Raw genomic sequence first — 12,334 nt, forward strand, 5'->3', positions numbered from 1 at the left:
CATGGCGCCGCTTTGCAGCAAGGTTTGGCATGTGATCGCCACTCTGTTCGCCATATCGGTATCCGCCTCGCTCGTGGCGGCGGCCGAGTCAGAAAGTTTTTCGAATCCGGCCGTGGAGGCCCGTCTGATCTCGGCAGAGAACGGCGTCGGTCCGGATGCAGCGTCGATTTCGGCGGGTCTCCACCTGCGACTCGGCGAGGACTGGAAGACCTACTGGCGTTCACCTGGCGAGGTCGGTCTTCCGCCGACCATCGACTGGACCGGGTCCGAGAACATCGCCGAGACCGATTTCTTGTGGCCCGCGCCAGAGCGGTTCACCGCCTTCGGCATCGAGAATTTCGGCTATCATGACGAGGTCGTCTTTCCGATCCGGATCACGCTGGAGAACCCCGGTGCGCCCGCGCGGCTGGAAGCGCGGGTGAACCTGCTGACCTGTTCGACGGTCTGTGTGCCGCAGGACTTCGACCTTGCGCTGGACCTGCCGCGGGCAAGCGGAATCGACACGGACTCGGCCACGCTGATCTCCGCTTTCGCGGCGCGGGTGCCGGATGAGGGCGGGCAGAGCGGTATCGGCATAGAGGCGGCACATCTCGACGCGGAGCGCTTCGCCCTGACCATCACGGCGCGCAGCGACAGGCCGTTCGAGGCCCCAGACATCTTTCCCGAACTCGGCGAGGGCACGGCGTTCGGAAAGCCGGATATCCGGCTGGCGCAGGGGGGCAGATTGATGTGGGCCAGGCTGCCGGTGCTGGCTGCCACCCCGGACCTGCCCGATCTGCGGGTCACCGTGACAGATACCGGGCGCGCGGCCACGTTGCAGCCCGCCTATGCCGAGGTGGCGCCCGACCCTCCTTTCCGCATCGCCGCATCGGTTCCGGGACTGGCCGAACTTGCATGGATCGCTGGCATAGCCTTTCTCGGCGGGCTGATTCTGAACGTCATGCCCTGCGTGCTGCCGGTGCTGTCGATCAAGCTGTCCTCGGCCATGAAGTCTGGCGACCAGTCCCCCGCCCGGATCCGGGCGGGGTTCGCGGTCTCGGCCTTTGGGGTGCTGGCGTTCATGTGGGTGCTGGCGGCGGCGACGCTTGCGGCGCGGGGGCTGGGGCTGAGCGTCGGCTGGGGCCTGCAATTCCAGAACCCGGTCTTCCTGGCGGTGATGATCGTCGTGCTGGTGATCTTCGCGGCCAACCTGTTCGGGCTTTTCAAGATCGCGCTGCCGTCTTCCTGGCAGACGCGGATGGCCCAGGCGGGTGGCGGGCAGGGCTATGGCGGCGATTTCGCGACCGGTGCCTTCGCCGCGATCCTGGCCACCCCTTGCTCGGCCCCCTTCCTTGGCACCGCGGTGGCCTTCGCGCTGGCAGGCCGCGCGGTGGATATCGCGGTGATCTTCACCGCTTTGGGTCTGGGCCTGTCGGTGCCGTACCTGTTGATCGCCGTATTCCCACGACTGGTCGAGCGTCTGCCCAAACCGGGGCGTTGGATGGTTGTGCTGAAGATTGTGCTGGGCCTGACGCTGGCTGCGACCGCGGTCTGGCTGTTCTGGGTGCTGGCCGGAGTGGCCGGGCGGGAAGCGGCGGCCTGGACGGGCGCGTTCAGCCTCGGCGGCGCGGCGCTGCTGGCGCTGCCCCGGCTCTCCGGCAGGGTCCGGCTGTCAGGCGCCGTGCAGTCCTCGGCCGCCGCCATCGTTCTGGCGGGCTACCTCTCCGAGGCGGACACCCCCACCGCCTCCGGCGCAACGGAATGGGCGGGGTTCGATCGCGCGGCCATCGCCCGTCACGTCTCGACCGGGAAGACCGTGTTCGTGGATGTCACCGCCGACTGGTGCCTGACCTGCAAGGCCAACAAAACCCTGGTTCTCGACCGCGATTCGGTCGCGGCCCGGCTGCGCGAACCGGGGGTGATCGCCATGCAGGCGGACTGGACGCGCCCGAATGAGGCCATTTCGCGCTATCTGGAAAGCTTCGGGCGCTATGGTATTCCGTTCAACGCCGTCTACGGCCCCGGCGCGCCCGAGGGCATCGTCCTGCCCGAACTCCTGTCCAGCGATGCCGTGCTTGAGGCTTTGGAACAGGCGGGTGCAGGGCAGGTGGCTGCCGCTCGATAGCGCTTGGCCAGCCCTGCCGGTGCCTGGGATGGGAGACGATCAGGAAAGGAATCCGTGATGCAGAACGCTTCGGGGACCGCCCCCGCCGCCCATGCTGGGCACATGCCGACATTCGGGCGCGGGTTGATCATCTCGGCTTGGCTGACTGGCATTTATTTCGTGATCGAGCTTGCCATCGGCCTCTGGACCGGGTCCATCGCCGTGATTTCGGACGCATTCCACACCTTCTCGGCCGTGGGCGGCGTGCTCGTGGCGCTCGCGGCGGCCCGTCTGGCACGGCGGCCGGCCAGCGCAAGCCTGAGCTTTGGCTGGTTCCGTTCGGAAATCCTTGGCGCGCTGATCAATGGCGGGTTCCTTCTGGGGATGGCGCTGGTGGTCATCTACATGGCGGCGATGCGGCTGGGATCGCCCATCGACCTTCCAACCGGCCCCATGCTGCTTGCGGCGGCAGGGGGGCTGGTGACGGAATTCGTATCGCTCGGCCTCATCTGGAAACAGAGCCGCGACGACCTCAATACAAGAGGCGCGCTTTGGCACATCCTCCAGACCTTTGTCGGAAGCTTGCTGATCATCGTGACGGCGCTGGTGATCGAGTTCACCGGCTTTTTGCTCATTGACCCGATCCTGGGCATGGCCTTCGGCCTTGTCCTGATATGGGCAAGTTGGGGGATCCTGCGCAATGCCGGGCGTTTGCTGATGGAAGGAACGCCAAAAGAGATTGACCTGCATGATGTCGTGGATGCATTGGCCAGCCTTGATGGTGTGCGGGACGTTCATCACGCGCATGCGTGGACCTTGACCAGCGGACGGAACGTGTTCTCGTCGCATCTGCGGGTTCAGCCGGATGCCGACGGGCCGCGCATTCTGGAAAAGGCCCATGCGCTTCTCAAGACGCGGTTCGAGTTCTACTTCGTCACCCTGCAGATCGAAACCGCCTGTCTCGACGAAACCGGGGCAGAAGAGATCGACGCGCTGGCACAGCCGGCAGGGGGCTAACCCCGCAGGTCCGACAGGGCGTCCCGGATCGTCTGGATGCGCGGATCTTCCACTGGCAGGGTTTCGGCGAGCCGTTCCGCCGCCTCGAAGGCTTCGCGCGCTGCCTGCATCTCGCCCAGCACCCGATAGGCGTTGCCCAGCCGCAGCCATCCGTCCAGGTCGTCGGGGTTTTCCTCCAGGCTCGAGGCAAGGCGATCGACCATCGACCGAATGAATTCGGCGCGATCGGCGTCGCTCATCTCCGCGGCTGCCGCCATGTCCTCGCGGGTCGGACCGGGGGCCTCGGACCCGGCCATCGGGGCGAATGTGGCAAGTGTCACGGGCGCGCGGCCAAGCCGTTCGCCGATCCGGTTGGCCTGGGCGATGAATGGCTCCATCCAGGGGACGGGGCCGGCGGCTTGCTCAAGTCGTGCGACCAGCAGATCATGCGCCTCGGCGCTGTCCCCGGCCTGGTCCAGCGCCAGCGCCTCGTAATAGGTGGCGGCGGGGTTGGTCGGATCCATCTCGCGGGCACGGCGGATCGCTGCGCGGGCCTTGGGTGTCACGATGCCGTTCTCGACCACGACCAGCGCCTCGGCAAACTGCGACAGCGTGGCCGAACTTGCATCCTGGCGCTCGATCACGGTTTCCATCGCCGCGGCGGCATCGCCATAGCGCCCCATCCGCATATAGGTCTGCCCCAGCAGCATCCAGCCTTCGGTCGGCCCGCCCTCGGGATCGCTTTCGAGGCGTTCCCGAAGCCGGTCTGTAAGCTCGGCGATCTGCACCTGATCAGCGCGTTCTTCCTGCCGGTCCGCGTAAGACATCGACGGGATGCCGGGCGCGCCGAGCCCCGCATAGAAAAGAGCGGCGAGCAGCGGTACGGCCGCTGCAGAGATCCACAGAGCGGCCCTGCCGCCTTGGGTTGAGGCGGATCCCGCGCCCTTTCGCCGCCCCAGCTTCAGCAGCCGTCGCTTGATTTCTGTCCGGGCGGCTTCGGCCTCGGCGGGCGAGATCAGGCCGCGTTCCTCATCGCGATCAACCTCGCGCAGCTGATCGCCAAGAACGGCGACGGCGCCCGCGTCCCGCTCCGTGCTGCCACCGCCCGCGCGGCGCATCGGGTAAAGCATCAGCACGACCGCAAGGCAGGCGAGCGCCGCAAAAGTGATCCACAGAATCATGCGCTGTCTCCGTTCTCATCGCCCAGCATCTCTGCCACCGCACGGTCTTCCGCATCGGTTAGCGGACGTTCGCCCGCGCGTCGGGGGCCTCCGCGCAGCACGGCGAACATGGTCGCCGCACCGATCAGCAACAGCACCACCGGCGCCAGCCAGAGCGCATAGGTTTCGGGCTTGAAGGGCGGTTTGAGCAGCACGAAATCGCCATAGCGCGCCTGCACGTAGGCGAGGACTTCGGCATCGCTTTCGCCAGCTACAAGCCGTTCGCGCACCAGCAGACGCAGGTCGCGGGCCACGCCGGCGTTCGAGCTGTCGATGTCCTGGTTCTGACAGACCACGCAGCGCAGCTCTTTCGAGATCTCGCGGGCGCGCGCCTCGAGCGCGGAGTCATCCAGCATTTCGTCGGGTTCCACGGCCGATGCCGCGAAGGGCAGCAGGACCCCGATCAGGACTGCGGCAAGGATACGGCGTGTCATGAGTTCGCTCCGGTGTTCGCGCGCGCCTGGGCAAGCGCAGTGGCAAATTTTCCCTCGGCCTCCGGCCCAACGATCGGACCGACATAGCGGTAGAGAACGGTTCCGTCGCCCGCCACGATGAAGGTCTCGGGCACGCCCGAAATCCCCCACTCGATCCCCGCGCGCCCATCGAGATCCGACCCAATCCGTTCATAGGGGTTGCCCAACTCCTCCAGCCAGGACCGGGCGGCCTCGGGCTTGTCCTTGTAGTTGATACCGAACAGCCGGACACCGTCGCGTTCGACCATGCGCGTCAGCACGGTATGTTCCGCGCGGCAGGGCACGCACCAGGAGGCGAAGACATTCACTACGACCGGGTCGGCATTGCCGGTCAGATCGCCGCGGGACAGTCCCGGCACGCCGACACCCTCGACCGTCGGCAGGTCGAATGCCGGCGCGGGCTGCGAGATCAGCACCGAGGGGATGGCGTTGGGGTCGCGGTCGGGGTTCAGCCCCCACAGGAAGAAGCCGCCGAACACAAGGACGATGAGGACGGGCAGCGCGGCAAGCAGGCGTCGCATGGGCTCACTCCGCAGGTGTTGCGGCGGCGGGCGCCCGCGCGGCCCGGCGCGGGGCGCCGACGCGCAACCGCCGGTCGCTGAGCGACAGCGCACCGCCGAGGATCAGCATCGCCGAGCCGATCCAGATGAGGTTCACCAGCGGCTCATAGAGAATGCGCAGCGTCCACGCACCCCGGTCGGCGGCACTGTCCGAGGCAGGCTCGGCCAGCGAGACATAGAGATCGCCGGCCACGGTCGAGCGGATCGCTGATTCCGTCGTGCTGCTGTCCGCCACCGGATAGAACCGCCGCTCGGGGTAGAGCGTGGTGACGAATTCGCCGTCCCGATTGACTGCCAGCGCGCCTCGGTCGGCGACATAGTTCGGACCGCGCACCCGCTCCACGCCGTCGAACCGCACATCGAACCCGGCGATCTCGATGACCGATCCGGGTTGGACGAAGACGATTTCTTCGGATTTCCAGGCACTGGACCCGACAAAGCCGAAGATCGCCACCGCCAGCCCGGCATGGGCCATGGTCATGCCATGCGCGGCGCGCGGCAGGTTGCGCGCGCGCCGCATCGCGTCCCCAAGCGGCACGTCGAAGAGCCGGATGCGCAGCGCCCATTCGCGCAGCGTCGCCAGCAGCAGCCAGGCAGCCAGCCCGACCGACAGATAGGCGAGCACCGGACCGCCCCGCGCCAGATACCAGGTCGCCAGACCGGCCAGCACGGCCAGAAGTGCGACAAAGCGCAGGCGTTGCATCACGCCTTTCAGATCGGCGCGTTTCCAGGACAGGAACGGCCCCGCGCCCATCAGCAGGACCAGCGGCAGCATCATCGGCACGAAGGTCGCGTTGAAGAATTGCGGCCCGACCGACAGTTTCTCGCCCGTCAGCGCCTCGATGAACAGCGGGTAGAGCGTGCCGAAGAGCACGGTTCCGGTGGCCGTCGCCAGCAGCAGGTTGTTGACCAGAAGCCCCGCCTCGCGGCTGATCGGTGTGAAAAGGCCCCCGCCCTCCATCGCCGGGGCGCGCCAGGCATAGAGCGCCAGTGAGCCGCCGATTGACAGGCCCAGCAGCCCCAGGATGTAGAGGCCGCGTTCCGGATCGACCGCGAATGCATGGACCGAGGTCAGAAGCCCCGAACGGACGATGAAGGTGCCCAGCAGCGACAGCGAGAAGGTGAGGATTGCCAGCAGGATGGTCCAGCTTTTGAACGCGTCGCGCTTTTCGGTGACGATGGCCGAATGCAGCAGGGCGGTCCCGAGAAGCCAAGGCATGAAGCTGACGTTTTCGACCGGATCCCAGAACCACCAGCCGCCCCAACCCAACTCGTAGTAGGCCCACCACGACCCCAGCGCGATACCGGCGGTCAGGCTCATCCAGGCGGCCAGCGTCCAGGGCCGCACCCAGCGCGCCCAGGCGGCATCGACCCGGCCCTCGAGCAACGCCGCCACGGCGAAGGAGAACACGATGGAGAAACCGACATAGCCGACATAGAGAAGCGGCGGATGCAGCGCCAAGCCCACATCCTGCAAGAGCGGGTTAAGGTCCTGACCATCGAGCGGCGGCGGAAAGACCCGCTCGAACGGGTTGGAGGTCAACAGCAGGAAGGACAGGAACCCGGTGCTGATCCACGCCTGTACCGAAAGCGTGCGCGCCTTCAGCGCCTCCGGGATGTTTGACCCGAAAAGGGCGACACCGGCACCAAAGGCTGCCAGGATCAGTACCCAGAGCAGAAGCGAGCCTTCGTGGCTGCCCCAGCTTCCCGCGATCTTGAACAACATCGGTTTGAGCGAATGCGAGTTTTCCACCACATTCGCCACGGTAAAATCGCTGACCATGAAAGACCGCACCAACGCCGCGAAGGCGATGGAGATGAACATCAGCTGCGCGATGGCAGAACTGCGGGCGCTACGCATCCAAAGAAGGTTGTTCCGAGCGGCGCCCAGCATGGGAAGCACGCTCTGCACCACGGCGGCGCCAAGGGCGAGAGCAAGGGCGAATTGTCCGATTTCAGGTATCATTGTCTTTGGTCCTTTGCTGGCCACCCTGCGCGGGTGCGAGTCGCGGAACTCACTCCCCACCGGAAAGGCGGGCGGGACTACGTCTCCAGCCCGGCCTTGCGGCGCTCGTATTCCTCCTCGTCGATGTCGCCGCGTGCATATCGTTCACGCAGGATCTCGCGGGCGTCCGGGCCGCGACGGGCCTCGCTTCCGCCGGAAAAACCGCGCACTGCAAGCGCGATCAGGACAATGATCCCGCCCCAGAACAGAAGCATCATCACGCCGCCGACCATGCCAAAGCCGCCGCCCAACATATGGCCGAACCCGTCGCGCCAAGTCTCGGCGCTGTCGGCCAGGGCCGGTGCGGGCGTGGTAAGTCCGGCCAGCGGCGCGGCAAGTATCGTGTATCTGGTCATTGCAAGCTCCTTTCCTGTGGTCCGGGCGCGACCTCGCGCGGCAGCGTCACGGTCGCGACAAGCCCGCCCTCGGGGCGGTTTGCCAGCGTCACCTCGCCGCCATGTGCGCGGATGATCGAACGGGCGATGGACAGGCCAAGCCCGGTGCCGCCTGTCTCGCGCGAGCGGGATTTCTCGAGCCGGAAGAACGGCTCAAACACCTGTTCGATCTGATCTTCGGGGATGCCTGGGCCGGTGTCGGAGATGAGGATCCGAACCTCCTCTGAGTCGTGTTGGCAGGTCACGGAGGCGCCGCCGCTATAGCGCTGCGCGTTCTCGATGATGTTGCGCAGGGCGCGCCGGACCGAATGGGGCCGCAGGCGCAACTCGATTCGGTCGCCGGTGTCGAGATCGAAACCCTCGACCATGTCGGCCTGTAACTGTCGCAGGTAGTCGCCCAGATCCACCGTTTCGTAAGCCTCGGCGCTGGCCATACCACGGGCGAAGGACAGCGTGGCGTCGACCATTTCCTGCATCTCCTGGACCGAGGCGATCAGACTGTCGCGCGTCTCGGCCTCTTCGACCATCTCGGCGCGCACCCGCAGCGCGGTCAGAGGCGAGCGCAGGTCATGGCCCAGGGCGGCAAGCAGCCGGGTCCGGTCGGCCACGAACCGGGTCAGCCGAGCCTGCATCCGGTTGAACGCCTGTGTCAGATCGCGCAACTCGCCCGGACCGATCAGCGGCAACGGATCCACGGCCTCGCCCCGGCCCAGCCGGTCGGCGGCGCGCGAGACGCGCAGAAGCGGGCCGGTCAGCCGGGTCAGCAGGAACCAGCAGGTGGTGATCAAGATCAGCGCCGCGGTGAGGCCGAAACTGACGAAGGACACCCAGGGCCATTGCAGCGGGGGCCGCTCGAACCGGGTGCCGACATTCAGCCATTGCCCATCCGAGAGCGCGATGGACACCTGCATCTCGATGGCCGAGACCTCGCCCCGCATCATGGCCAGATGCATCTCGGCCATCTCGGCGGCCAGATGCGGCATCGGCAGAATGTCATGTTCGACCGTGTGCAGCTCCACCCGGATTTCGCGGTCGGGCGCGCCGCCGAGCAGCCCGCGCACCCGCGTCTCGACCGCGCCGCCATCGGCATGACTGCCGTGATCCACGGCCGGGACAGGCGACAGCTCGAACCGCACCAACGGCGAATTCGCGGCCCGCAGGATCGCCTGATGCAGGGACGAGGGCGCTTCTTCGAGCAGAAGCGCGACATTGGCCGCGCGACCGGCTGCCTCGAACCCCAAGGCGGCGCGGACGGCCAAGCCGCGTTCGTCCACGAACAGAAATAGGCTCACCGCCTGGGCTATGGCCAGCGCCGCGACGATCAGCAGGACCAGCTGCCCCCTGAGGCTGTCGAAGAGGCGCCGCATCACTCCAGCTCCCGCACGTCGGCGGCCAGGCAATAGCCGCCGCCGCGCACGGTGGTGACAATGCGGGGCCGCGCCGGGTCGGGTTCGATCTTGCGGCGCAGTCGGCTGACCTGGTTGTCGATGGTGCGATCCAGCGGCGATGCCGCGCGCCCCGCAGTCAGGTCGAGCAGCTGATCGCGGTTCAACACCATGCGCGGGCGCTCCAGGAACGTGATCAGCAGCTTCAGTTCGGATCCGGTCAGATCGACTCGCGCGCCGGCCTCATCGGACAGCACCCGGCTGTCGGTATCCAGGACCCAGTGGGCAAAGGCGATGCGTTGCCCCGACAACCGGCCGGCGAGCGACTCGGGCGTTGCCGAGCGGCGCAGGATGGCCTTGATCCGCGCCAGTAATTCCCGGGGATTGAACGGCTTGGCCAGGTAATCGTCCGCGCCGATTTCCAGCCCGACGATGCGATCCGTCTCTTCGCCAAGCGCGGTCAGCATCAGGATGGGCATATCGCCCTGTGCCGACAGGCGGCGACAGACGGACAAGCCGTCTTCACCCGGCATCATCACGTCCAGCACGATCAGGTCGAACTGACCCCGGGCCAGCTTGGCGTCCATCTCGACCGCGTCGCGGGCCGAGGTCGCGCGCAGCCCGTTCTTCTCGAGATACCGGGTGACGGACTCGCGGATCTCACGGTGGTCGTCCACGACAAGGATATGCGGCTGGTCGCTCATGGCCTCCTTTTAGCGGTCGCAAGCGCGGCTTTCCCGAAGAGATTTGTCACGAAATGTAACCGCAGCGGCGCTTGCGACCCACCGATACAAACCGCCCGTTTCCCGGTGTTTCGATGACCCCTAACCCTGTCCATATGCGTTTTGTCGAAACCAAGGATGAGGAGATCTTCATGTCACGCAAGAAACTGTTGGCGGCAATCGTGCTGGCCGCAACCGCACTCGGAGGCGCGGCTTTCGCCGATGCCAACCACCACGGCGCCAAACCCGGACCTGGGGCCGCCGCAGGAATGGCGGCCCCGGGCGGCACCGGCATGATGGGCGGCATGTCGGGGATGATGGACATGATGCAGCAGATGCACGGCCGCATGATGGGCGGCGGCATGATGGGCGGGATGGGTCCGATGCACGGCACCATGATGCAGATGTTCGATGCCGATGGCGATGGCACGGTGACCGCCGAGGAGTTGCGCGCCGGGTTTCAGGCGAAACTGACCGAGTATGACAGCGACGGCGACGGCACGCTGTCGATCTCGGAATTCGAGACCCTGCACAGCGCTATGATCCGCGAAACGATGGTGGATCGGTTCCAGCATCTCGACGCCGATGGCGACGGGTCGGTGACGGCGGACGAGATCTCGGCCGTCGCCGACACAATGGAACGCATGCAGAACATGCGTGCGCGGATGATGCAGGCCCAGCCCGGCGACGCCCCCACGCCCGGGATGGACGGCATGATGACGGACAACTGAGCAGGTCGGCACCGCCGCCCCCCGGCGTTCACGCGGCGCCGGACGGGCAGCGGCAAGGCCGGGCACAGACGCAAAAGGAGAACGGAATGGCCTATACCTATGATCGCATACTGATGGGCACCGATATCGACGATGCCGACATGCGCCTGCGCGACGCGCTGGCCGAGGCGGGTTTCGGCGTTCTCACCGAAATCGACGTCCAAGCGACGATGAAACAAAAGATCGACGCCGACATGCCACCCTACCGCATCCTCGGGGCCTGCAATCCCTCCATGGCGCACAAGGCAATTGAGATCGAGCCTCGCGTGGGCGCGGTGCTGCCCTGCAACGTGATCCTCCGTGAGGTGGACGGCGGCACCGAAATCAGCGCCATCGACCCGGTCGAATTGATAAAGGCCATTGACAGTCAGCAGCTTCACGACGTCGCCGACGAGGTTCGCGACATGCTTCGCAAAGCGGTTGATGCTGCCTGATCATCCATGCCTTGACCTTCCAGCTACTGGAATTGCTATTTCCGTGAGGATTAGATCCGAACCTCAGCAATCACGGAGATCAAGAAACATGCCGACTGACCGAACTGTTGAAACGGACATTGGACACAGGTTCGGGCCTGGCAATGCGGGACCGAGCGCAGTGGGAGCGGGACTTTTTGTCGTCACCGCTCCTATCCATCTTCTCGTCCCGCAGGAAATCTCGGTGGCGGTCGCATCGGTGACGCTGGCCCTGATCGGCGGGGCGTATATCGGTTTCGGCGCCACTTCCAGATCGCTGAGGACTTTCTGGTCCGAACTAGGCGTCGCAGTCCTCTTCGGTTTGGCCGCCCTGGCTGGTATGCTCTGGAACCCGCTGGCATTGCCAGCCGGACTTGCCGCGCATGCCGGATGGGACGTGCTACATCACGGCGGCAGGGTCGGAGCGCCCGTTCCCCGATGGTACATCCCATTCTGTGTGGTTTTTGATCTGCTGGCAGCGGGCTTTCTACTGGCCCTATATCTGCCGTGAGAGCGCCCATGGCAGACTGGTCGATATCACGCCCGGCTGCTAAGTCAGCCATCGCAGCGCTTCTGGTTGCGGTTCTCGCAGTGTTGTTTCTCGGATCCGCCACCGACATGCTCGAACAATTGGATGGCGACCGGATCTCGGGCTGGATCGAGGCCGCCGGGATATGGGGGCCGCTGCTGATCGTCGGGCTGATGACGGCGGCGATCGTGGCCACGCCGATCCCCAGCGCCCCCATCGCACTGGCGGCCGGGGCCGCCTACGGGCACACGCTGGGCACCGCCTATATCGTGGCCGGGGCCGGGCTTGGTGCGCTGATCGCCTTCGGGCTGGCGCGATATCTCGGCCGCGACGTGCTGGTGCGCTGGTTTGGCGAGAAGGTCGACAAGGGCTGGCTCGGGTCGCAGAACGCCTTGACGTTCACAGTCTTTGTCAGCCGGTTGCTGCCCTTCATCTCCTTCGACATCGTCAGCTATGCGGCAGGGCTGAGCCGGCTTCATTTCTGGCGCTTCGGGCTCGCCACGCTAGCCGGGATCGTCCCGGCCAGTTTCGTGCTGGCGCATTTCGGCGAGGAGGCGGTGAGCGGAAGTTCCTCCCGCGCCGCCTGGGCCGCGATCGGACTGGGCGCGCTGACGCTGATTCCGCTGTTGATCGTGGGCCTGCGCGACTGGCGAGACAACAGGTTGCGCCATGAGTGACCTCCGCGCCAACTTGCTCCACCGTTTGGGCCGTTCCCGGCCTGCACAGTCAACCCGCCGCCTTTTG

At 66.1% G+C, this 12,334-nt stretch carries 13 protein-coding genes; 6 read left to right on the plus strand and 7 right to left on the minus strand.

Features of this window, described 5'->3' with window-relative positions; translation table 11 throughout:
• The first annotated feature begins 112 nt into the window (after positions 1-112).
• Both ACP156_RS23630 and ACP156_RS23635 read left to right on the plus strand, forming a co-directional pair.
• Positions 113-2,104 carry a protein-disulfide reductase DsbD family protein gene (locus ACP156_RS23630; RefSeq protein WP_425053812.1) on the plus strand — a complete coding sequence of 664 codons (1,992 nt, stop codon included), beginning with the start codon at positions 113-115 and terminating at the stop codon, positions 2,102-2,104.
• A 57-nt stretch (positions 2,105-2,161) separates the two neighbouring features.
• A complete protein-coding gene (locus tag ACP156_RS23635; protein ID WP_425053813.1) occupies positions 2,162-3,100 on the plus strand; it encodes a cation diffusion facilitator family transporter in 939 nt (312 codons plus the stop codon).
• Here the strand turns inward: ACP156_RS23635 and ccmI are convergent.
• The 7 genes from ccmI to ACP156_RS23670 form a co-directional block, all read right to left on the minus strand.
• Positions 3,097-4,260: a c-type cytochrome biogenesis protein CcmI gene (gene ccmI, locus ACP156_RS23640; RefSeq protein ID WP_425053814.1), complete on the minus strand. Its 1,164-nt coding sequence runs from the start codon at positions 4,258-4,260 to the stop codon at positions 3,097-3,099. The two genes, ACP156_RS23635 and ccmI, sit on opposite strands and share 4 nt — an antisense overlap.
• Positions 4,257-4,733: a cytochrome c-type biogenesis protein gene (locus tag ACP156_RS23645; protein ID WP_425053815.1), complete on the minus strand. Its 477-nt coding sequence runs from the start codon at positions 4,731-4,733 to the stop codon at positions 4,257-4,259. The genes ccmI and ACP156_RS23645 overlap by 4 nt, the downstream gene beginning before the upstream one ends.
• Positions 4,730-5,293 (minus strand): DsbE family thiol:disulfide interchange protein, encoded by a 564-nt coding sequence (locus tag ACP156_RS23650; RefSeq protein WP_425053816.1) that lies wholly within the window; start codon positions 5,291-5,293, stop codon positions 4,730-4,732. Before ACP156_RS23650 ends, ACP156_RS23645 begins: the two co-directional genes overlap by 4 nt.
• Positions 5,294-5,297: 4 nt before the next feature.
• Positions 5,298-7,298 (minus strand): heme lyase CcmF/NrfE family subunit, encoded by a 2,001-nt coding sequence (locus ACP156_RS23655; protein ID WP_425053817.1) that lies wholly within the window; start codon positions 7,296-7,298, stop codon positions 5,298-5,300.
• A gap of 77 nt (positions 7,299-7,375) precedes the next feature.
• Positions 7,376-7,693, minus strand: coding sequence for an SHOCT domain-containing protein (locus ACP156_RS23660; RefSeq protein ID WP_425053818.1), 318 nt, complete (start codon positions 7,691-7,693; stop codon positions 7,376-7,378).
• Positions 7,690-9,099 (minus strand): ATP-binding protein, encoded by a 1,410-nt coding sequence (locus ACP156_RS23665; RefSeq protein WP_425053819.1) that lies wholly within the window; start codon positions 9,097-9,099, stop codon positions 7,690-7,692. The genes ACP156_RS23660 and ACP156_RS23665 overlap by 4 nt, the downstream gene beginning before the upstream one ends.
• Entirely contained in the window at positions 9,099-9,821 is a 723-nt protein-coding gene (locus ACP156_RS23670) for a response regulator (protein ID WP_425053820.1), read from the minus strand. Before ACP156_RS23670 ends, ACP156_RS23665 begins: the two co-directional genes overlap by 1 nt.
• Positions 9,822-9,991: 170 nt before the next feature.
• Here ACP156_RS23670 and ACP156_RS23675 point away from each other — a divergent pair, with 170 nt between their 5' ends.
• The 4 genes from ACP156_RS23675 (at position 9,992) to ACP156_RS23690 (ending at position 12,267) form a co-directional block, all read left to right on the plus strand.
• The gene (locus ACP156_RS23675) at positions 9,992-10,570 is read left to right on the plus strand and encodes an EF-hand domain-containing protein (protein ID WP_425053821.1); all 579 of its coding nucleotides are present in this window, start codon (positions 9,992-9,994) and stop codon (positions 10,568-10,570) included.
• An 86-nt stretch (positions 10,571-10,656) separates the two neighbouring features.
• Positions 10,657-11,043 carry a DUF302 domain-containing protein gene (locus ACP156_RS23680; RefSeq protein WP_425053822.1) on the plus strand — a complete coding sequence of 129 codons (387 nt, stop codon included), beginning with the start codon at positions 10,657-10,659 and terminating at the stop codon, positions 11,041-11,043.
• A gap of 88 nt (positions 11,044-11,131) precedes the next feature.
• A complete protein-coding gene (locus ACP156_RS23685) occupies positions 11,132-11,572 on the plus strand; it encodes a hypothetical protein (RefSeq protein WP_425053823.1) in 441 nt (146 codons plus the stop codon).
• A 107-nt stretch (positions 11,573-11,679) separates the two neighbouring features.
• Positions 11,680-12,267, plus strand: a complete 588-nt coding sequence (locus ACP156_RS23690; RefSeq protein WP_425053824.1) for a TVP38/TMEM64 family protein — start codon at positions 11,680-11,682, stop codon at positions 12,265-12,267.
• The last annotated feature ends 67 nt before the right edge of the window (positions 12,268-12,334 follow it).

It is taken from the genome of Psychromarinibacter sp. S121, assembly GCF_049801035.1.
Classification (GTDB): domain Bacteria; phylum Pseudomonadota; class Alphaproteobacteria; order Rhodobacterales; family Rhodobacteraceae; genus Psychromarinibacter.